General features: G+C 64.5%; 14 protein-coding genes. 9 read left to right on the top strand and 5 right to left on the bottom strand.

Going from position 1 to position 21,249, the window contains the following annotated elements; all coding sequences use genetic code 11:
* Positions 1–131 precede the first annotated feature (131 nt).
* The 3 genes from raiA (at position 132) to secA (ending at position 4,938) form a co-directional block, all read left to right on the top strand.
* On the top strand, positions 132–857 hold the full coding sequence (gene raiA / locus DFO47_RS05550; RefSeq protein ID WP_133830974.1) for a ribosome-associated translation inhibitor RaiA: 726 nt from the start codon (positions 132–134) through the stop codon (positions 855–857).
* 31 nt (positions 858–888) lie between these two features.
* A complete protein-coding gene (locus DFO47_RS05545; RefSeq protein ID WP_133830973.1) occupies positions 889–2,130 on the top strand; it encodes a crosslink repair DNA glycosylase YcaQ family protein in 1,242 nt (413 codons plus the stop codon).
* Between the two features lie 69 nt (positions 2,131–2,199).
* A complete protein-coding gene (secA, locus tag DFO47_RS05540) occupies positions 2,200–4,938 on the top strand; it encodes a preprotein translocase subunit SecA (protein WP_018760224.1) in 2,739 nt (912 codons plus the stop codon).
* A gap of 88 nt (positions 4,939–5,026) precedes the next feature.
* Here the strand turns inward: secA and DFO47_RS05535 are convergent, their stop codons facing one another.
* The gene (locus DFO47_RS05535; RefSeq protein ID WP_133830972.1) at positions 5,027–5,524 is read right to left on the bottom strand and encodes an Rv3235 family protein; all 498 of its coding nucleotides are present in this window, start codon (positions 5,522–5,524) and stop codon (positions 5,027–5,029) included.
* A 54-nt stretch (positions 5,525–5,578) separates the two neighbouring features.
* On the bottom strand, positions 5,579–5,761 hold the full coding sequence (locus DFO47_RS05530; RefSeq protein WP_109863787.1) for a hypothetical protein: 183 nt from the start codon (positions 5,759–5,761) through the stop codon (positions 5,579–5,581).
* Positions 5,762–6,551: 790 nt separating this feature from the next.
* On the opposite strand from DFO47_RS05530, the gene DFO47_RS05525 reads away from it, so the two are divergent.
* Positions 6,552–7,121, top strand: coding sequence for a hypothetical protein (locus DFO47_RS05525; protein ID WP_133830971.1), 570 nt, complete (start codon positions 6,552–6,554; stop codon positions 7,119–7,121).
* A gap of 54 nt (positions 7,122–7,175) precedes the next feature.
* Here DFO47_RS05525 and DFO47_RS05520 read toward each other — a convergent pair whose 3' ends face one another.
* Positions 7,176–7,391 (bottom strand): helix-turn-helix domain-containing protein, encoded by a 216-nt coding sequence (locus DFO47_RS05520; protein WP_018760220.1) that lies wholly within the window; start codon positions 7,389–7,391, stop codon positions 7,176–7,178.
* Between the two features lie 153 nt (positions 7,392–7,544).
* On the opposite strand from DFO47_RS05520, the gene DFO47_RS05515 reads away from it, so the two are divergent.
* The 4 genes from DFO47_RS05515 to DFO47_RS05500 are packed head-to-tail and all read left to right on the top strand — an operon-like array spanning position 7,545 to position 15,890.
* On the top strand, positions 7,545–8,186 hold the full coding sequence (locus tag DFO47_RS05515) for a hypothetical protein (protein ID WP_133830970.1): 642 nt from the start codon (positions 7,545–7,547) through the stop codon (positions 8,184–8,186).
* A complete protein-coding gene (locus tag DFO47_RS05510) occupies positions 8,183–9,487 on the top strand; it encodes a P-loop NTPase (protein WP_133830969.1) in 1,305 nt (434 codons plus the stop codon). Before DFO47_RS05515 ends, DFO47_RS05510 begins: the two co-directional genes overlap by 4 nt.
* 55 nt (positions 9,488–9,542) lie before the next feature.
* The gene (locus DFO47_RS05505; protein ID WP_133830968.1) at positions 9,543–14,396 is read left to right on the top strand and encodes an NAD-glutamate dehydrogenase; all 4,854 of its coding nucleotides are present in this window, start codon (positions 9,543–9,545) and stop codon (positions 14,394–14,396) included.
* 27 nt (positions 14,397–14,423) lie between these two features.
* Positions 14,424–15,890, top strand: coding sequence for a PAS domain-containing sensor histidine kinase (locus DFO47_RS05500; protein ID WP_018760216.1), 1,467 nt, complete (start codon positions 14,424–14,426; stop codon positions 15,888–15,890).
* Between the two features lie 135 nt (positions 15,891–16,025).
* On the opposite strand, the gene DFO47_RS05495 is transcribed toward DFO47_RS05500, so the two are convergent.
* The gene (locus tag DFO47_RS05495) at positions 16,026–16,274 is read right to left on the bottom strand and encodes a WhiB family transcriptional regulator (RefSeq protein ID WP_003804966.1); all 249 of its coding nucleotides are present in this window, start codon (positions 16,272–16,274) and stop codon (positions 16,026–16,028) included.
* Positions 16,275–16,504: 230 nt separating this feature from the next.
* Here DFO47_RS05495 and DFO47_RS05490 point away from each other — a divergent pair, with 230 nt between their 5' ends.
* Positions 16,505–16,993 carry a hypothetical protein gene (locus DFO47_RS05490; RefSeq protein ID WP_109045121.1) on the top strand — a complete coding sequence of 163 codons (489 nt, stop codon included), beginning with the start codon at positions 16,505–16,507 and terminating at the stop codon, positions 16,991–16,993.
* A gap of 98 nt (positions 16,994–17,091) precedes the next feature.
* Here the strand turns inward: DFO47_RS05490 and DFO47_RS05485 are convergent, their stop codons facing one another.
* Positions 17,092–21,159 (bottom strand): FtsK/SpoIIIE domain-containing protein, encoded by a 4,068-nt coding sequence (locus tag DFO47_RS05485; protein ID WP_243835358.1) that lies wholly within the window; start codon positions 21,157–21,159, stop codon positions 17,092–17,094.
* Between the last annotated feature and the right edge of the window lie 90 nt (positions 21,160–21,249).

Raw genomic sequence — 21,249 nt, 5'->3', positions numbered from 1 at the left:
ACTAACGTCGAAGGTGGGTACCAAGAACAGAATGTACCTTTCGATGGCGGCTCGGAGAGGGGCTCGACTGTCAGACAGCTGGGCCCAGGGAAGTGCCGCCGTCGTGTCACCGAAGTCATTTGGAGGGCACCATGGAGTTTATGATCAGCGGACGAAATCTGACCGTTTCAGACCGGTTCCGCGAATATGCCGGGGAAAAGATCGCAAAAATCGAATCGCTGGGTGACAAGGTCCAGCGTGTCGACGCGAAAGTCTCCAAGGAGACCAATGCCCGGCAAACCGGCGACCAGCTGACCGTAGAGGTGACAGTGCTGGGCCGCGGACCCGTGATCCGTGCCGAAGCGAGCGCCGCAGACAAATTTGCTGCCTTTGACCTCGCCTACAACAAACTTCTTGAGCGGCTCCGCCGGGCCAAGGACCGCAAGAAGGTCCACCACGGGCGCCACACCCCCAAGGCCGTTCGCGAGGCCACCGCATCGCTTGAACCCGCCAGCGCGCACGAGCCGCTGTACCTTGAGGCAAACCACCGGGATGAAATCGTACAGGCCGCCGACAACAAGTCTCCCTATGATGTTGACAACGACATCCCGGCGGGAAGCTCACCGGTGCTGATCCGGCGCAAGGTCTTCCCCGCGGCGTCGCTCTCCCTCGATGACGCCGTGGACAACATGGAACTGGTGGGACACGACTTCTACCTCTTCGTGGACAAAGCCACCAACACGCCCTCCGTCGTGTACCGCCGTCGTGGATGGACCTACGGGGTCATCACCCTGGACCACGAGTGCGAGCCCGGCGACACCGTCGTGGAGGAAAAGATCCTCGCGTACCGCTCCGACGACGCACCCGCCAACGCGTAAGGTGGAATACACCACCACGTGAGAGGACTGAATGTCAGCATCGCTGAGCCTTGACCAGGCACGGCGCATCGCATTGGCAGCACAGGGACTCCACAAAGGACGGCCCGCCGGCCCCGTGACAGCACGGGCGGTGGGCCGTACCTTTGCCCGTCTCCAGCTCGTCCAAATCGATTCCGTCAACGTCTTGGTCCGCAGTCACTACTTGCCCTTCTTTTCGCGCCTTGGCAATTACGACCGCGAAATCCTGCACCGCATGTCCGCGCAGCGGCCACGCCGCATGGTGGAGTACTGGGCGCACGAGGCCAGTTATATCCGGCCCGAGCACTACGGTGACCTCCTGCAATGGCAGAAGCGGTCATGGGTGGGTGCCTCACGCATGGACCCGGAGCTCCGCAGCGACCTGGCCGGCAGGATCCTTTCCGTCCTCGCCACGTCCCGGCCCATGACGGCCTCGGAACTTACAGCCAGGATCGGCCACGTCGAGGAACGGCAGACCGAGAACTGGGGGTGGAACTGGAACGCTGTGAAACGGGTCCTGGAACACCTTTTCGAAGAAGGGGCAGTGTCAGCTGCCGCCAGGACCGGGCAGTTCGAGCGCAAGTACACCCTGACGGCCAAGGTCCTGCCATTTTCTTCGAACGAAGCCACGGCGTCCGATCCGGCCGCCGCGCTCCAGCGGCTGACAGAGGCGGCGGCCATGGCGCACGGGATCGGAAGCGTCCGTTGCTTCGCCGACTACTTCCGGACACCTGTGAAGGCGACCGCGCTGGCCGTCGAGAACCTGGTGTCGGAAGGCAGGCTGGAACGCGTCAACGTGAACGGCTGGAACCGCGAAGTCTTCCGGCACGTGGAAGCCGCCATGCCAAGGCGCGCCAACGGCCGGGCCCTGCTGAGCCCGTTCGACTCCCTGGTCTTCGAGCGGCGGCGCCTGTTGGAACTGTTCGGCTTCCACTACCGGATTGAGATCTACACCCCGGAGCCCAAACGGCGTTTCGGGTACTACGTGCTGCCTTTCCTGCTGGGGGACAGAATTGTGGCCCGGGTGGACGTGAAAGCGGACCGCGCCGGGGGCAGGCTGCTGGTGAGGTCCGCTTTTGCCGAGCCGGACGCCCCCGGGGACACCGCCGCCGAACTGGCTGCAGAGCTGAAGCTCATGGGCCAATGGCTTGGCCTGCCGGACGTGGAAGCCGGCCCGGCGGGAGATCTCGCCGCATGCCTGACACAGGAGCTTGGGCGGCTGCAGGACTATCCGCTCTCAGGGAAAAGGGAGTAACGGCCGGGTGTCTCTCCCGTAGACTGAACACGCCAGAATTCGGCGGCATGAGACTGGGAGCATCTTCACGTGGCATCACTTATCGAAAAAATCCTCCGCACGGGTGACAAAAAGACACTCCGGCAGTTGCGGAACTATGCCGACTCCATCAATGCCCTCGAAGACTCGTTCAAGACGTTCACCGACGCGGAACTGCGGGAGGAGACCGACCGCCTCCGCGAGCGGCACCAGGATGGCGAGAAACTCGACGACCTTCTTCCCGAAGCCTTCGCCGCCGTCCGCGAGGCCTCCTCGCGGACACTCGGAATGCGACACTTCGACGTCCAGCTCATGGGCGGCGCCGCCCTGCACCTGGGCAACATCGCGGAAATGAAGACCGGTGAAGGCAAGACCCTGGTGGCGACCGCTCCCGCTTACCTGAACGCGCTTTCCGGCAAGGGTGTCCACGTGGTTACCGTGAACGACTACCTCGCCGAATACCAGTCCGAACTCATGGGCCGTGTGTACCGCTTCCTGGGCCTGACCAGCGGCGTCATCCTGGCCAACCAGGATCCGGCCGTACGCCGCCAGCAGTACGCCGCGGACATCACCTACGGCACCAACAATGAATTCGGCTTCGACTACCTGCGCGACAACATGGCGTGGGACAGGAGCGAACTGGTCCAGCGCGGCCACCACTTCGCCATCGTCGACGAAGTGGACTCCATCCTTATCGACGAAGCCCGTACGCCGCTGATCATCTCCGGCCCGGCGCAGGGTGACACCAACCGCTGGTACAGCGAATTCGCCAAGGTAGTGCTCCGGCTGCAGCCCGAGAAGGACTACGAAGTGGACGAGAAGAAGCGTACGGTGGGCGTCCTGGAGAGCGGCATCGAAAAAGTCGAGGACTACCTCGGCATCTCAAATCTGTACGAGTCCGCGAACACCCCGCTGATCGGGTTCCTGAACAATGCCATCAAGGCCAAGGAACTCTTCAAGCGGGACAAGGACTACGTCATCCTGGACGGCGAGGTGCTGATCGTCGACGAGCACACCGGACGCATCCTGGCCGGGCGGCGCTACAACGAAGGCATGCACCAGGCAATCGAGGCCAAGGAAGGCGTCGAGATCAAGGCGGAAAACCAGACCCTGGCTACCGTCACGCTCCAGAACTACTTCCGCATGTACGGCAAGCTGTCCGGCATGACCGGCACCGCCGAAACGGAAGCTGCCGAGTTCATGAGCACCTACAAGCTCGGTGTCGTGGCGATTCCCACCAACCGGGACATGCAGCGGATCGACCAGCCTGACCTTGTGTTCAAGAATGAGGTCGTCAAGTTCGACGCCGTCGTGAAGGACATCGCCGAGCGGCACGAAAAAGGCCAGCCCGTCCTGGTGGGCACCACCAGCGTGGAGAAGAGCGAGTACCTCTCCAAGCTGCTCGCCAAGGAAGGGATCCGCCACGAGGTCCTGAACGCCAAGAACCACGCCCGTGAAGCGGCCATCGTTGCCCAGGCCGGCCGCAAGGGCGCCGTCACGGTGGCCACCAACATGGCCGGCCGCGGTACTGACATCATGCTGGGCGGCAATGCCGAATTCACCGCAGTGGCCGAGCTCGCCAAGCGCGGCCTGGACCCGGAGGAGAACTCCGAAGAGTACGAAGCCGCGTGGCCGGCAGCCCTTGAGGCAGCCAAGCAGTCCGTAAAGGACGAACACGAGGAAGTGCTGGATCTGGGAGGCCTGTACGTCCTGGGCACCGAACGCCACGAGTCCCGGCGCATCGACAACCAGCTTCGCGGCCGGTCCGGCCGCCAGGGTGACCCCGGAGAATCCCGTTTCTACCTTTCCCTGACGGACGACCTCATGCGGCTTTTCAACTCTGGGGCCGCCGAACGACTGATGAACAGCTCGGTTCCGGACGACGTTGCGCTGGAATCCAAGCTGGTGTCGCGGGCCATCGCCTCGGCCCAGGGCCAGGTGGAAGGCCGCAACGCCGAACAGCGCAAGAACGTCCTCAAGTACGACGACGTCCTGAACCGCCAGCGCGAAGCCATTTACAGCGACCGCCGCCGCATCCTTGAGGGCGATGACCTGCACGAGAAGGTGCAGTTCTTCGTCGAGGACACCATTGTGGCCCTGATTGATGCCGCCACGGCGGAGGGCAACGGTGACGACTGGGACTTCCACCAGCTGTGGACCAACCTCAAGACGCTCTACCCCGTCAGTGTCACGGCGGAAGACATCATCGAAGAAGCCGGCGGCAAGGCACGGGTTACCGTGGAGCTGCTGAAGGAGGAGATCCTCTCTGACGCCCGCCTGGTCTACCAGGCGCGGGAGGAAGCGATTGGCTCCGAGAGCATGCGCGAACTTGAGCGCCGTGTGGTCCTGTCGGTCATAGGACGCAAGTGGCAGGAACACCTCTACGAGATGGACTACCTCAAGGAGGGCATCGGCCTGCGGGCCATGGCCCAGCGCGATCCACTCGTGGAATACCAGCGTGAAGGCTTCGCCATGTTCCAGGCCATGATGGAAGCCATCCGGGAGGAAAGCGTCGGCTTCCTCTTCAACCTCGAGGTGGAAGTCACTCCCGCCCAGGACGTCGTGGTCCAGGATGCTTCCGGCGGCCACACCGAGCACGTGGATCCGCAACTGCGGGCGGCCGGTCTCGAAGCACCCGAGAAGCCTGCCCAGCTCCAGTACACGGCACCCAGCGAAGGCGGCGGAACCGAGACCCGCGTGGAAACCCGCTCAGGCGGACGTTCCGGCAACCCGGCCAAGGCAGCCGCCCAGGACGCAGCAAAGCGCCCCGCAAAGAAAAAGAAGCGTTAGCCCGCAGGGGTTACCAAGGGCGCTGGCATCCGCCGACAGGGCAGGGAACCTCTTGTTCCCTGCCCTGTCGGCGTCTCCGGGCGCTCTCTCACCCGATGACAAGTTCGACCACCCGCCACACCTGTTTGCTCCGTTCGATGCGCACAGCAACGGCGCGGGCGCGCACGTCATCCACAACGACGGCGCTGGCCTCGTAGATTCCATCGGACACCTCACAGACGCGTACCGAGCGGACCACTGAATTCCGGTGAAGCCGGGCCAGTGCCGGATTGCCAGTCCGGGTCAGTTCACGTCTGATCAATGCTGCCCGGTGTTGAAGGGCCGACAGGCACCGTGGATCCAGCCGGCGTGCAAGCTGGTGGACGGGCCGGATTCCGGCCAGGACCTCCATGGAGGCCTGGATGGTCCCGCGGGTGATGGCCCGCACTTCCGCGGCCTCGTCGACTGGTCGCAGCGGTGCCGGAAGTGCTCCCCGGAAACGCCCTGCGGACGAGGTCCCGCTGGCGGCAATCCCGGGCCCACCGGCATTGTTCCCGGGAAGCGCCGTCAAGTCCTGCTTGGCGCGAATTGGTGTCACAGCAATCATTGGATTCCCCTTCATTTAGTTGGCTGGTTCCACTGCCAGGTAGCAAAAAGGCAGTTACGACGGCTGCGGCGCCCGGAGGATCTGGCCCGGCAGCAGGACATCCGGGTTCCCGCCGATTTGCCCGCGGTTCACCGAGTACCAGCGCGGCCATTCGAGGGCTATGTCCACATCCGAGGCACCGGGGCCAAGCTGGTTGGCTACGATGGCCCACAGTGTGTCCCCGGACAGTACGGTCACGGTTGCAGCCCCGGTCCCGGGAGCAGCTCCACTTGCTGCCCTGCTCCCTGGCGCGGCGAGCAGGCCGGGTTCCACTACCTGAGGAGCGGGACGCCATCCGGGTGCCGGCATGGCGGCGGGCGGTGGGGGCCCGGGTTGTCCTTCCGTTGCGGGGATGCTCCCTGGCGGTTCCACTGCGGACTGTTCCTTCACGGTTCCTCCTCCCGTGTCTGGAATGCTGCTCGTGGGTGGTGGGCTGAAGGGGGCCGACGACGAGTGGCTGGGTGTGGGGCCCCATGCGGGCCCCGGATCGGTTGCGGCGGCTTGCGCGGCCGCAACCGCGAGGAGCTGGATCGAAAGGGCTGCAACCAGGGCCCGTTGCATGAATGCAGGAGAGAACCGGCGCACGGCTGCCGCGGACCGACGCCGGCCGAGGCGCTCGAGTAGGACTCCTGAACCGGCGCATACGATCGCAAACGTCCACCACAGCAAAATGCCGGCACCGGCCGCTGATGCGGCGGTCGCCAACAGGACTTCCACGGATGGTTCCTGATTGCGCGCGGCGGAAGCCTGCCATTGGGCGACAAGTCCGGAGCCCAGAAACCAAAGTGCGACGCCGAGCACGAGCAAGGCAAGTGCCGACACGATGTCCGACCACCGTGTTTCTTCCCTGCAATCCATCATCGTTCCTTTTGATGTCATTTGATATTGTTTGATTCAGTTTGGACCGATGTAAGATCTTTTGTCCAGACGTTGGAGAGAAAATCCTGGCTGCGTTGACCGGGGCGGAAGGGCAACTTAGGCTGGCGGAATGCGCTGGGATGCACTCTTCAATGACATCGAAAGCCAACTTGCAGAAATTGACCGGTTGTCGTTGGACGCCGAAATCAATGAGCGGGCCCGCGCCGAGTTGGTAAGCCTGCCGGTTGAGGACAGGCTGCGGGCATCGGTGGGCTACCGGATTGGCGTCCACCTTCTCTGCGGGGAATCCGTACACGGTGAGCTCACACATGCCGGGGCCGATGCGCTGGTCCTGGACGATGAGCAGAGCCAAGTGCTTGTTCCCTACGCGGCCGTGGCGCGTTATGTCGGACTGGGGCGGCACGCGCGAGCAGAAAATTCCGCGGTTCGCCGATCGATTGGGCTCGCGCATTCCTTGCGTGGCCTTGCACGCGACAGGGCGGAGCTGGCGGTGACCGTTGGCGGTGCTGCAGGTTCCGTCCGCCTGGCAGGAGTGATCGACCGCGTGGGCAGTGACTACATCGACCTGGCCGTGGTCACGCCCGGCGAGGTCCGCAGGAGCCAGGGCGTAAGCCAGGTCTCTGCCATACCCTTTGCCGGGCTTGCCATGATCAGGTCACGCAAGATGGGCGGACTGTAGCGGCGGCGCAGTCGGTCCTGCTGTTTTTTACGGCCTGGAACTTGCGCTAACCGGTCACATCGACTTGGCGCGGGACTCCTGGATCATGCGGCTGGCCTCGGCATAGCGTTCCTGGATGTACTGCTCCAGCATCTTTTCTTCCACCCGCCACTGGCCCCTGCCACCCACCTGGATGGCCTTCAGCTCGCCGCTGCGCACCAAGGCATACGCGGCTGGAGAATTGATCTGAAGCTGCTCAGCGACGTCTGCGAGCGTGAGAAACCTTGGCATGGACTCATTTTGCCATCAAGTGGCGCAGTTTGTGCCCGTTATCCACATATTGGCAGGTTTTAGCCAAATGACTTTTGTTCCATCGGCCTTCCGGTAACAATGAGGAGTCCGGCCCCCGTGGGGAGGGTCCGGGATGCCAAGGGGGAGGACGGTATGGTTCCTGATTCAAGCGTCGGTGCTGCACGGCTCAAGCGTCCCTCGTGGAGAGACCCCCGGCTGTTGGTTGGCGTACTCCTGGTCCTGGTATCCATAGCGGGTGTCGTCTTTCTCGTAGGCAGCGCAGACCGGACAACCGAGGTCTACGCCGCCAGGGACGGCATTGCGGTGGGCGAACGCCTCACTCCCGAGAACGTGGTGCGCGCCAAGGTCAGGCTGGGAGATACCGAGCAGCATTACATCACCGTGGCGGACGGGTTGCCGCAGGACGTGGTTGCCATGCAGCGCATTGGGAAAGACCAGCTCGTTCCGCGGTCAAGCCTCGGCGAAGTGGACCGGCTGGACCGGAAGCCTGTAGCTCTCACCATTGATCAGACGTTGCCGGCACAAGCCGTTGCCGGCGCCCGCGTGGATGTTTGGGTGGCGCAGCCGGATGCCAAGAACGGCTTCAGTGAGCCGAAGCTCCTCCTGCCCGGCGCGGAGATCACGGAGGTGGCAACGGGGTCCACGGCCCTTGGAGCGTCGAAGACGACGGTTTTGATGGTCTTGGTGGAGGACAAGCAGATGCCGGCGTTGCTGGGCGCCCAGGCCAATGAAGCAAAGATCTCGGTCGTCTGGAACCCCGGCGGCGCCCGATGAGCATACCGGTGGTCACTGTGGGCCAAAGCCGGGAGGATGTGGTGGGTGGCCTGGAACGGCTGCACGGCCCCGTCACGGTGGTTCGGCGATGCGCTGAACTTCCGGAATTGCTGGCAGCCTGCCAGAGTGGCCTGGCCAGGGCTGCCGTCGTGGCCGAAGGTTCGGAAGGGCTGACTGCGTCCCTGGTTGACCGCCTTGGCGCCGTGGGGGTGGCAATCATTGCCCTGACGGACAACGCCGATGAGGCGGACAGGCTCCGCAAGATCGGGGTGGCCTCGGCGCTGACAGGGGTTCATTCCGAGGAGCTTTCGGACAGGATTGCAGACGCGGTTGCCCGCCTGACCGGTTTGGATCGTCCCGCGGCGCTGAGCGCGGAAGCTGACACCGGAGCCGCGCTCGCCGCTGCTCCGGTCGAACCCAAGCCTGGGCCGGAGAGTGCCGGGACCGGAAAGATCATCGCTGTGTGGGGTCCGGCGGGGTCGCCCGGAAGGACCATGGTGGCTGCCAACATCGCGGGAGAGATGGCAGCTGACGGCCGGGAGGTCCTCCTTGTCGACGCCGACACCTACGGCGCAAGCGTAGCGGCGGTCCTGGGATTGCTGGATGAGTCGGCCGGCCTGGCCCAGGCGTGCAGGCTCGCCGACCAGGGGACACTGGACGCTGATGCGCTTCGGAAAGTGGCCTCAACCGTTGCCACGGCGTTAGGGACGTTCAAGGTCCTGACGGGGATAACCCGCGCGGACCGGTGGACCGAACTCAGGGCTGCAGCGCTGGCCCTGGTCCTTGAGCGGGCCAGGCACATGGCGGATGTTGTGGTGGTCGATACCGGCTTCTGCCTTGAGGCTGATGAAGAGCTCAGCTTCGACACGATGGCGCCGCGGCGGAATGCGGCGACGCTTTGCCCCCTTGAGGTGGCTGACACGGTCTACGCGGTCGGGGCGGCGGACCCGGTGGGCGTACCCAGGCTGGTGCGGGCGCTCGCCGAACTGGAAACAGCGGTCCCACAGGCCGCACCCATCGTCGTCATGAACAAGGTGCGGGCCTCCTCCGTTGGCAGAAGTCCCGAGCGCCAGCTGAGGGATGCCTGGGAACGATACGGCCCGGCTTCCGGGCTCACCGCGTTTCTGCCGTACGACCCCGCTGCGGCGGACGCGGCGCTCCTGGCTGGATCCTTGTTGCACGAAGCTGCGCCGGAGTCGAACCTGCGAAGCGCGATCAGGGAATTGGTTTGTGCACCCGTCCAGCGAAAAGCGAAATCCTCTGTGTTTTCTTCCACACCACGGCGCAAGGCAAAGGACTAGGCTCGCCATAAGAGCTGCAAAGGTGCGGCGAATTTCTCTAGTGGAGGCGTTGTCGATGTCGTCTGGATCCGGTGTGGAGGATCAGCCCCTCTCCATTGAAGGCCTTGAAGGTTTCATGGGGGACTACTACCAGCACTTGGCCGAGGAGGATGCCCGGAGCTACCCTCGCGAGGTACTCGAGTCCCGGGCACGGGAGCATCACAAGGCGGCGTCGGTCCGGCAGCCCGGACAGGCAAAGATCTCAATTGCCGACGAGGAGGACAGCACCGTCATCTTCGTCGTCACTGACGACATGCCCTTCCTTGTCGATTCCGTGAACGCGGAACTGGTCCGGCAGCACGCAGCCATCAAACTGGTTGTCCACCCGCTGTTTGTCGCCACCAGGAATCGGGAAACCGGCGAGCTGGTAAAGGTCAACAGGGTCCCCGCCCACCTGGGCATTTCCAGTGGGGACACGGCCGCCATGCCGAACCTGTCCCACCTCATCGCCCAAGGTGAAAACGCCTCGCACATGGAGTCGTGGATCGCCGTCGAAATCCAGCGTATTTCCGACGACGCGAAGTCGTCCCTGCTTGCCGGACTTACCCGGGTCCTCAAGGACGTCCGGGCCGCTGTCGAAGACTGGCCGAAGATGCGCCAAAAGGCGCTGGAGATCGCCAGGAGCCTGGACCAGGTGGCCCATCCCGCACAGATCGCCGAGTTGCGCCAGGCCAAGGACCTGCTCCGCTGGCTGGACGACGGAAACTTCACGTTCCTCGGCTACCGCGAGTACGACCTCTTGAACGTTGACGGGGAAGATGTCCTCGAACTGCGCGAAGACAGCGGGCTCGGACTGTTGCGGGCAGCCGCCGATTCCCCCCACATCCAGCACCTCACCGACACCGGCCGGAAGAAGGCACGGGAAAAACGCGCCCTGGTCATCACCAAAGCCAATTCCCGCTCGACCGTGCACCGCTCGGCTTACCTCGACTACATCGGAATCAAAAGTTTCGATGCCGCAGGCAACGTCAACGGCGAGCGCCGCTTCATCGGACTTTTCGCCACCAGCGCCTACGCCGGGTCCGTCCGGGACATTCCGATCGTCCGCGAAAAGGTCGACGCTGTGCTGCAAACCGCGGGCTTCCCGCCGGACTCCCACTCCGGCAAGGATTTGCTGGGGATCCTTGAGACTTATCCGCGCGATGAGCTGTTCCAGATCGAAATTCCCGACCTGGCCGCAACGGCTTTGGGTATCCAGAAGCTTCAGGAACGTCGCCGCACCCGGTTGTTCCTCAGGCCCGACATCTACGGCCGCTTCATGTCCGCCGTCGTCTACCTGCCCCGTGACCGGTACACCACCAATGTCAGGCTGCGCATTGAGCAGGAACTGCGGGAAACGTTCCAGGCGGTCTCGATCGACTACGAAGCACGCATGACGGAGTCGGCCCTTGCCCGCCTGTTCTTCCGCATCCGCTTGCCCAAGAACGCCGATGTCAGCCACGTCAACAGCGAGGAGCTGGAAACGCGACTGGTACGGGCCGCGAGGTCCTGGAGTGAGGGCATCACCGAGGTCCTGCGCGAAGGGCGGGACCCGGCCGAGGCCAAGGAGCTCGCCGCCATCTGGGCCGAGGCGTTTCCCGCCAGCTACCGGGTGGACTACGAGGTAGAGGACGCGCTTGAGGATATTGCGCGCTTCGAGAAGTACGGAGCCGCCGCCGAACGGAGTGCGGACGCGCGGCAGGACCGTCCCGGCGTCCACGTCTACCTGCCCGAGGGGGCAGGCGCGACCTTGGAAGAGGACGCCCGGGTCAAGCTCTACATGCTGGAGCCCAAGAGCCTGAGCCAGATCCTTCCCTACTTCCACAACTTGGGTCTGGAAGTCCTGGACGAACGCCCGTTCGAGATCGAAACCGCCGACCACAGGGACTTCTTCCTTTACGACCTTGGGTTGAAATACCCTGCCGGCGTGGATCCGGTCAGCACGGGGGAACTCCTGGCCGAATCCTTTGGCGCCGCCATCACAGGAGCGGCGGAGTCTGACAGCTTCGACCGCCTGGTGCTGCGGGAGGGCCTGCACTGGCGGCAGATCACGGTGCTGCGGGCTTACGCACGCTACATGCGCCAGATGGGCAGCAGCAGTTCCTTCGGGTTCATGGCGGACACGCTCCTGGCCAACGCCGACGTGACCAAGGCCCTGATCGCGCTTTTCGCTGCCCGCTTTGACCCGGCCATGGACGACGACGGCCGCGCCGCCGCCCAGGCGTCCGTACGCCAGGACCTGGCAGCTGCCATTGAGAAGGTTGCCACACTGGACGCAGACCGCGTGCTGCGCACATTCGGCAACCTCATTGAGGCCACCCTGCGCACCAACTTCTTCCAGGACAAGCCGCATCTGAGCTTCAAGCTGGACCCGGCGCAGATCGAGGGGCTGCCGTTCCCGCGGCCGATGTTCGAAATCTGGGTCTATTCGCCCCGGGTGGAGGGCGTGCACCTGCGGTTCGGCAAGGTCGCCCGCGGCGGCCTTCGCTGGTCTGACCGGCGGGAGGATTTCCGAACCGAAGTCCTGGGCCTGGTGAAAGCGCAGACGGTCAAGAACGCCGTCATCGTTCCCACCGGAGCCAAGGGCGGCTTCTTCGCCAAGCAGCTTCCGGATCCGGCCGCCGACCGCGCGGCCTGGATGGCCGAAGGCGTCGAAAGCTACAAGACCTTCATCCGTGGCCTGTTGGACCTCACTGACAACCTGCTCACTGAAGGTAGCGGCGAGCGGCTTGTGCCGCCGTCGAACGTTGTCAGGCATGACGACGACGACTCCTACCTTGTCGTGGCGGCGGACAAGGGAACGGCTACTTTCTCGGACATCGCCAACGGGCTGTCGGCAGAATACGGATTCTGGCTGGGGGACGCGTTCGCTTCCGGCGGCTCCGTAGGCTACGACCACAAGGCCATGGGGATCACGGCCCGGGGCGCCTGGGAGTCGGTCAAGCGGCACTTCAGTGAGCTCGACCTGGACACCCAGACCGAGCCGTTCACGGTGGTGGGTGTGGGGGACATGTCCGGTGACGTGTTCGGAAACGGGATGCTGCTGTCCCGCCACATCAGGTTGCTTGCGGCATTCGACCACCGGCACATCTTCCTCGATCCCGCGCCGGACGAGGCATCCTCGTTCGCTGAGCGGCAGAGGCTGTTCGAGCTGCCCAGGTCCTCCTGGGACGACTACGACAAGTCGCTGATCAGTGAAGGCGGCGGCGTCTTCGCCCGGCAGGCCAAGTCCATTCCCGTATCCGCGCAAGTGCGCGCTGCGCTTGGGCTGTCGGCCGAAACCACCGAACTCAGCCCGCCGGAGCTGCTGAGGGCCATCCTGCTGGCCCCGGCCGACCTGCTGTACAACGGCGGTATCGGCACCTACGTCAAGGCCAGTTCAGAATCCAACGCAACGGTGGGGGACAAGGCCAACGACGCCATCCGCGTCAACGGCCGGGATCTGCGCGTGAAAGTGGTGGGCGAAGGCGGAAACCTCGGCATGACCCAGCGCGGCCGCATCGAGGCGGCGTTGCAGGGGGTCATCCTCAACACTGATGCTATCGACAACTCTGCCGGCGTGGACTGCTCCGACCACGAAGTCAACATCAAGATCTTTGTTGACCGCATGGTCGCCGCGGGCAAGCTGCCGGCGGCCGAACGCGCGGACTTCCTGGCCTCCATGACCGACGAGGTGGGCCGGCTGGTCCTGGAAGACAACATCGACCAGAACATCCTGCTCCTTAACGACCGCAGTCGGGTGGCCGAGTGGAGCCCGAGCTACGAGCGGCTCATGGACTGGCTGGAGAAGAGTGCGGACCTGAAACGCGACCTGGAAGCATTGCCGACGACCGAAACCCTGCGTGACCGGCTGCAGCAGGGGCAGGGCCTGACTTCCCCTGAACTGTCGGTGCTGGCCGCCTATGCAAAGATCGAGCTGGCCTCGGCGCTTCGGGACAGCGACCTTGCCGACGATCCCTGGTTCCGGGAGACGCTGCGCTCCTATTTCCCGCACCAGCTGCGCGAACGCTTCGATGCGGAGCTGGACACGCATCCGCTGCGACGCGAAATCATCGCCACCGTGGTGGCCAACGACATGATCAACCTTGGCGGGATCACCTTCGCCTTCCGGGTCATGGAAGAAACGTCGGCCAGCGAAGTGGCCGTCGCCAAGGCGTTCGTGGCATTGCGGGAGGTGTACGAACTGGATGCGATGGTGGCCGAGTTGAACAGCCTGCCGGCTTCGTTCCCGACGGAGCACTGGAGCACCGTTCACCTGGACATCCGCCGGCTCCTGGACCGTGCGGTCCGGTGGCTGCTGGGCCAGGAAAGCGTATCCCGTCCGATCGCAGAGGTAGTGGCGGAGTTCAAGCCGCTCATGGATCCGATGCGGGCCCGCCTGCTGGACTACCTGCGCGGGGATGACCGCGAACGGGTGGCCGAATGGCTGGCGAAGGGTCGCGAATGGGAACTCCCGGAGAGCCTGGCGTTGCGTTGGGCCGAGCTGTTCGAGAGCTTCGTGCTGCTGGATATCGCCAAGATCGCCCGATCCCGCAAGGACCCGGTAGAGGACATTGCGGCCACGTATTACACCGTGTTCAACCGGTTCCACGCGGATTCCTTGCTGGAACGGATCAGCAGCCTGCCCCGCCAGGACAGGTGGCAGGCGCTGGCGCGGGCCGCCTTGCGCGACGATCTGTACTCGACCGTGTCGGATATGACGACGGCGGTGCTGGACGCAACGTCCACGGCCGACGCACCGGAGGCGCGGCTCAAGGACTGGGAGGCGCAGAATGCCGAACAGCTGGGCAGGGCAAAGAGCATGTTCGACGAAGTGAACGCCCTGGAGGCCGACGACATGGCCTCACTGTCGGTAGCATTGAGGCTCTTGAGGTCAATCGTCCGACGCTAGCCTTGCGGCGTCGCAACTGGAGGTGCAGTGGCAATCTTTACGGACCCCATCAGGGAACACGCTGATTTCGGGCCGGGCGATGCCGAATGGCTGCACCTCCTGGTGGGGGACTGGCAGATGGTCGCGGACCTGGCGTTCGCCGACCTGGCACTGTGGTTCCCCCACCCGGAGCTTGGCTATGTCGCTCTGGCCCACGTGCGCCCTTCCACCACGCATACCGCGTTCCACAGCGACTTCGTGGGGGAAGGGATCCGCTCCGACCTGCAGCCGCTGGTGGACAAAGCCTGGAACAGCCGCTCCATTGAGCGGTCCAGCGAGACCAACTGGAACAGTGAGATGGCGCTTCGGGTGGAGGCGGTCCCGATGGTCCGGAACGGGCGGACGCTTGCGGTGGTCACCACGCATATGGACCTGTCCAGTTCGCGGATGCCGTCGCGGCTGGAGCTGACCTACCGGCAGTGCGCGTATGACCTGTTGCGAATGGGCACTCTGGGATTATGGCCGGACTTTGCCTCGCCTACCGGGTCGCGCCGGGGTGCACCCCGCGTGGGGGACGGCCTGATCCGGCTTGATGCCGATGGCGTGGTGCAGTACGCCAGCCCGAACGGTGTCTCCGCGTTCCGCCGCCTTGGCGACGGTGAATCCCTTGAAGGGCGTTCCCTTGCCGAGGTCACGGCCGGCCTCCTCAAGGACCGGCGAATGGTTGACGAGACCCTGCCGCTGGTGGTTACCGGGCGGATGCCGTGGCGCAGCGAGATCGAATCCCGCGGTGTCAGCCTGTCCCTGCGTGCCATCCCCCTGCGCGATGAACAGCAGCGCTTCGGTGCGTTGGTGCTCTGCCGGGACGTCTCGGAGCTGCGGCGGCGGGAAATGGAGTTGGTGACCAAAGATGCCACCATCCGAGAGATCCACCACAGGGTCAAGAACAATCTCCAGACGGTGGCTGCGCTGCTGCGGATGCAATCCAGGCGGATGGTGAGTGATGAGGCCAAACAGGGACTGGAACAAGCGATGCGCCGTGTGGCCACCATCGCCCTTGTGCATGAGACCCTGTCGCAGGGCTTGACCCAGAGCGTTGATTTTGACGAGCTGATTGGCCGCCAGTTCAGGCTGTCCGCCGAGGTTGCGTCCCCGTCACAGCAGGTACGGACCGAACGCTCCGGCACGTTCGGTGAGCTGCCCAGCGACCTGGCCACACCGCTTGCCCTGGTGATCAACGAACTGGTGACCAATGCCGTGGAGCACGGTCTTGAGGGGAGGGCCGGGACAGTGTGGCTCCTGGCCGACAGGTCCGAGGGGGAGGATGGCGAGGAACTGACGGTAACCATCGCAGACGACGGCGTGGGGCTCCCGGAGACCCCGCATGTCGAGGGGCTTGGATTGCAGATCGTGCGGACCTTGGTCACCAGTGAACTGGGCGGCACCATCACGTGGGAACGCCGGGAGGGCGGCGGAACCGAGGTCAAGATCAGGCTCAGCCTGCACGGGAAGTAGGCCACGGACCGTACGCGCCGATATGGCGCCCGGTGGTGGGTAAAACCAAACTACAGAGGCCCCGGACCGATCCTTGGGATCGATCCGGGGCCTCTGGTTGTAAGGTCCGTTTTAACGGTGCCGGCTGCCCGCCTTCTAGGACGCCCGGCGGGCGCGGGCGGCACGCCGCTTCAGGGCGCGGCGCTCATCTTCGCTCATGCCGCCCCAGACACCGGCATCCTGGCCGGATTCCAGAGCCCACTGGAGGCACGTGTCCACTACGGGGCACCGGCGGCAGACGCTCTTGGCTTCCTCGATCTGCAGGAGGGCCGGGCCTGTGTTTCCGACGGGGAAGAACAGTTCCGGGTCCTTGTCGAGGCACGCTGCGCGGTTACGCCAATCCATGCTGATCAGTTGCTCCATTTCTGGGAAGTGCCCTTTGTGAAATTATTCACTAGTGGCTACAAAGGAAAGGGGCCCTCTGGGCCCCCTTGGTCATCTGCATCAAGCCTGTCATGTTAACGCTGTGTAAACAAGGGGTAATAACGCCTGATATCAGTGGAAACCTGAGCGATGCATCACAGTGGCGGCTCCTGCCCTCACCAGTGTCCGACTATGTCCGGTAGGGTGCCAGTGTGTCAAGACCCCCGGTAAACCCAGCAGGTGTCCCAGCGATTCCGGACGAGCCCGGCAACGGACCCGGCCGCCCGGCCGACCAGCGTTCCACTCCCGCACCCGTTGCTGCCACCGTGGTGGCGTTGATTGCCGGTGCCGAAGCCCTTGCCCTGCTGGTTGCTGCAGGCTGGTACGGGTACGAGCTGTTCACCGGCAGCCCCGTGCTCTCTTTCTGGGGAGCTGTCTTCACTCTGGGCCTCCTGCTGGCCTTTTCGGCCTGGCTCTTTGCGGTATCCGTCTTCCTCTATCGCGGGTACCGGTGGACCCGGGCAGCGGCGCTGGTGGCCCAACTGTTCGTCCTGACGATTGGTGTCCCAACCTTGACCAGCGGACTGGTCCTTGCGGGTGCGGCAATGGTGGTACCAGCGGCGGCCGCCATAGTTCTGCTGTTCTCCAACAGGGTGATCGGCCACGCGTCCCGAACGGGCAGTCCGCCCCCTGCTCTCTGACGCCCCTGCACCAGGCGCCGCTGGTTCGTTCCCTGTAAACGTCCGGACTGGGTAACGAACTCCCGGATCTGGGGCAACGGCAGAGAACACCCGGCAGATCAGGGTGCGGCCCCTGCCCATCCCACCTGCAGGGCACACGACCGTCCCTCAGAAATCAGGATGCCACGGCCGGGCGGCGGATTCGCCTCCACCTCAAACCGGACCCCGAACAGGTCACCCTCGGCCATCGTCCGCGGGCACATCAGAAGACCGAGGCCGGCCGCCCGGGCGTTCATGATCAAAGGAACGCGTTGTGGCAGCAACGGGCTGTATCTTGCGGTGACCACCATCGAATAGCCCAAACCGCACAGGTGGCCCAGGTCCTTCACTGCCGCGGGGTCCAGAAGGTCTACATCGTCGACGAGCAGCAGCGTGTCGGGCGAAATCTCTCCGGCAGTGGCCTGCTCCAGCACGCCCCGCCAAAGGTTTCCGGCTTTCATGTGCGGCACGGGGCTTGACAAGACTCCCTTGCTGGAATTTAGCGTTTTTATAGCGTGCAGCACGTTGCTCTTGCCACTTTCGGGAACGCCGAGGACTGCCATCACGGCGCCGGCTGGAATCCGGACGGCGATCGCATCGAGCTCGTCGCCTGCCACGCCCAGCAGGACGGCCCGGGCTTGCCCGGTTCCTGCAGAGGCGTCTGCAGTGCCAGTTTGCCCGTTCTCGGCACCAGTCCGGAACGCTGTGCTGCGCCCGGCACGTGCCGTGACCTCGCCGGCGGTGATCATAGCCGGGAGGGGTTCGACCCTGAACGGCGGCGATGCCGCAGGCAGGCCGTCCCTGCAGGGAGATGGATGCCCGTGGCCAGCGAGGGATTCTCGGTAAAACTGGCAGACCGTCGGGCCGCCGGCGGCTGCAGGCCCAAATGCGACAGCCCTTCCCGCCACTGGGGGAACGGAGGGCATCCGGGGCCATGCGGCACGGCTCTCTTCGGTGGAGCCGGACGGAAAATAGAAGCGGTTGGGGATGGATGCGTAGAACCTCGCTGCGACCAGTTCGCGTTCACCGGAAAGCAACAGAGTTATTCCAGCCTTGCTCCCGTCGCGGGCGAGGTCCTGGACCAGGTCTTCGGCCCAGGCCAATGGGCCGGACCGGAACGCTGAAACCCAGGAGCCCCAGCCAGACACAATGAGAACCAGGGGTACCTCCCCGACGGCCGGCCGGCTAAGTCGCCTCCCTAGTTCGCGGGTAAGACGTTCCAGGATCCGGACTCCCCGGCGCAACTCGTGGATACCGGCGTGGGCCCCGGTCCGGCCGGCGTGCGCAAAGGGCAAAAAGCTTCCAGTACTGTCCAGGAAATAGAAGTGGGCTTCGGACGGGCTGGCCATCAATCTTCCGGCCGTCAGTCCAAGGGCTTCCGGCGCGCCGGAGGTGGAACTGCCAAGGAAGGCGGCATGCCCATCGGTGGCGGGGCTCCAGGCCAGAGTCACCACCTTCTGCTTCTGGGGCAGATCCATCAGTCCCAGGCGCACACAGCCTTCGTCGTCGCCAGGTCCAGCGGGCATCGACCGTGCTGCCTGGTATCCGTCGGATGAAAAATCCTGCCCCGGTTCTTCCAGGTCTGCCGGCAAGGGAGGAGCCACCGGTCTCCGGGGGACCTGTTTGCCATACGCCGTGCACAGGGATTCCACGAGTGCCACCAGGGGAGCCGCCGCCGTGGCAGTGGTTGGCGCAGGGGACGGCGGGGACGGGGCCGCCGCTTCCCGGGGAGCCAGGTACGTGGTTGTCGGCTGGATGACGACCGGACCGTGCAGCTGATCCTCGGAAATGGGTGGCAGGGACGCGGCCTGGAAGGCTTCAGCAGGTTCCGCACCGCGGGCGAGGAACGCACGGCCCGGAGTATCCACTCCGATGGCCGCCGCGGCCTTCGAATTGATGATGTCCACTGACTCCATGTCCGACTGCACGCGGAGGGCAATGCTGGAGGTGACGTTCGCCCGGATGTCGGCCGTCAATGCACCCTGTGGCCGTTGCGTGGCCATCACAAGATGGATACCCAGCGACCGCCCTATGGAAGCGATCCGCAGCAGCTCACGCAGCACTTCCGGAGCATCGTCAACAAGCATCCTGAACTCGTCGATGATGACAACAAGGTGGGGGAGGTTGAAATCCTTGGCCGCGTGCGAGGACCTGTACGCTGCGAGGTCCGGTACGGCGGCTGCCGAGAGGTGCTCCTCACGGAGCCTGACTTCTGCCCGCAGCGATATCAGGGTGCGTTCCATTTCGGCGCCGGTCAGGTCGGTTTGAAGTCCGACACAGTGGACCAAGCCGTGGAGTGGACCCAAGCCGGAGCCACCTTTGAAATCGACGAAGAAGAAGTTGACGCGCTCAGGCGGGTAGCTCAGGGCGAGCGCCAGGGTAAGGGTCCGGAGCAATTCCGATTTTCCTGAGCCCGTGGTGCCTGCTACGAGCACATGGGGACCGTCTGCCTGCAGGTCCAGGGTCCTCGGGCCGGCCGCACCCAGGCCCAGTGGCACCGCGAGCCCCGGGCTTTCCGCTGCGGCTTCCCAGCGTCGCGCGGTCTCGGCCGCCGTCATGGGCAGGATCTCGCTGAGGGCGACGGTGGCCGGAACGGAGCGCACGTGCCCGTCCTCCCGTTTGGGCGCCTTCGCCAGGCGTCGGCAGAGCGTGGTGAACACTGCCTCAGGTAGAAGGTCCGGGACAAAGACCGGCTTGTCGTGGTCATGGAGCATGACCGACCTGCCCTCGGACAAAAACACGTCAGCTAAAGGGGATTCGGTGTGCTCCGGAAGAAAATGAAGAACCTGCCAACCCCGTTCCACAGCGGCTTCACGGACTGTGACGTCGCCCTCGTCCGCCGGGTCCGTACTGCGGATCAACAGGACACTTCGCTCTGAACCTGATGGGCCACCTCCTTCGATGACCCGGAGGGCGGCATCAGTTGTTCCGGTGAGGATAGCCCTGGGAAGATACCGGGCGGCCAACGGCAGATTCTTCGGCCGGCCGTGGACGACCACCCCCGTCGTGTCAGCCAAGGGGTAGCCCGCAAGTTGCATGACGAGGGACCTGATGGCGCCGTCTATGCCCGCCGAAGAGCCCGCAATAATGGTGAGCGGCCGGCGCGGGTCAAGGACGATGGGGACCCGCCCAACCGGGTGGATGGACTGGACGGCGCGTGCCGGCTCAATTCGGACATTGGCGGACTGCTCCATTTCGCCCAACCTCAGCCACACGCCGTCGGACGCCAAATGGGGCACCGGCGTCTGGCTGCTCCGGTGCGCTGCCAGGGCAACGAGGGCAAGGGACGGGGCGCACCGGCGCCGGCGTTCCCTGTCTTCCCGCACCGCCGCTTGAACAGCAGCCGCCAATTCCTGCCTCTGCCGCCGGCCGCTGATGACGGGCACGAGAACAGAAAACGCGGACGCCGCCGAGAAGGCAAGGAACATCCACATCCCGGTAACCACCGCAAGCCCCACGCCAATCGCCAGCGGGAGAACTGCGGCCAGCAGCAGCAGTGCGCGGTTGCCGGCCTCAGCCCCGCCGGAGACCACGATGGGTTCGGCCACGGATTTTCCGGCATCGGCCAGGACCCTCTCCGACAGGTCAGAAAACACCAGCGACATGGTGGACTGCCCGCACCTGATACCGGAATTCGTGGAGATGACAGTGTCCCGGATCCTCTCACCATCGACGTAGGTGCCATTTGCACTGTCCAGATCGATCAGGATGATATCCGTGTCCGTGACGACAAGGCGGGCGTGCTCGCGCGACAACTCCGGATCCGGGATAACAACTCGCGTGCCGCTCCGACCTATGGTGTAGCTGCCTCGCCGGATCGGTATGACTGTTCCCGCCGCAGCGCCGCTGTGAATGGCGAGTACCAGCGGAGTCACGGTATCAGCGGCCCGGGGACGACGCGGCCGTTGACCAGACGGCGAGGCGCCGCCGTCGACAAGAATTGCCGCGCTCACCAGTGGCGGAATGCCGGCCACCAACGAACGGAGATCCTGTCCGTCCACAGTGACCGGCCCGGTGCCGAATCTCGTCGACAACTGGTGGTTGATGTCGGCTCCCGAAGTGCCGGGCGGGGCCTCGATGGACAGTTCGAGAGGGGGCCGTAGACGTGGAGAGCCTGGACCACCAACCAAGGTGCAATGCAGGGTCATGGGTGCCAATCCTTCGTGCGTATTGCGTCACGCTATCCACGAAGGGAAAGCATGGGCAGCCGTTTCCGGCTCTATGTGGAAAACCCTGCA

Origin of the sequence: Arthrobacter sp. AG258 (genome assembly GCF_004364695.1) — a bacterium.
Classification (GTDB): domain Bacteria; phylum Actinomycetota; class Actinomycetes; order Actinomycetales; family Micrococcaceae; genus Arthrobacter.
Note: the sequence above shows the minus strand (reverse complement) of the source record. Positions and strands in the feature narration are given on the sequence as shown.

Bases quoted from the DNA above. Each gene is read 5' to 3' on its own strand.
- raiA (WP_133830974.1), top strand. From the start codon at position 132: ATGGAGTTTATGATCAGCGGACGAAATCTGACCGTTTCAGACCGGTTC.
- DFO47_RS05545 (WP_133830973.1), top strand. From the start codon at position 889: ATGTCAGCATCGCTGAGCCTTGACCAGGCACGGCGCATCGCATTGGCA.
- DFO47_RS05535 (WP_133830972.1), bottom strand. From the start codon at position 5,524: ATGATTGCTGTGACACCAATTCGCGCCAAGCAGGACTTGACGGCGCTT.
- DFO47_RS05525 (WP_133830971.1), top strand. From the start codon at position 6,552: ATGCGCTGGGATGCACTCTTCAATGACATCGAAAGCCAACTTGCAGAA.
- DFO47_RS05520 (WP_018760220.1), bottom strand. From the start codon at position 7,391: ATGCCAAGGTTTCTCACGCTCGCAGACGTCGCTGAGCAGCTTCAGATC.
- DFO47_RS05515 (WP_133830970.1), top strand. From the start codon at position 7,545: ATGGTTCCTGATTCAAGCGTCGGTGCTGCACGGCTCAAGCGTCCCTCG.
- DFO47_RS05510 (WP_133830969.1), top strand. From the start codon at position 8,183: ATGAGCATACCGGTGGTCACTGTGGGCCAAAGCCGGGAGGATGTGGTG.
- DFO47_RS05505 (WP_133830968.1), top strand. From the start codon at position 9,543: ATGTCGTCTGGATCCGGTGTGGAGGATCAGCCCCTCTCCATTGAAGGC.
- DFO47_RS05495 (WP_003804966.1), bottom strand. From the start codon at position 16,274: ATGGATTGGCGTAACCGCGCAGCGTGCCTCGACAAGGACCCGGAACTG.
- DFO47_RS05485 (WP_243835358.1), bottom strand. From the start codon at position 21,159: ATGACCCTGCATTGCACCTTGGTTGGTGGTCCAGGCTCTCCACGTCTA.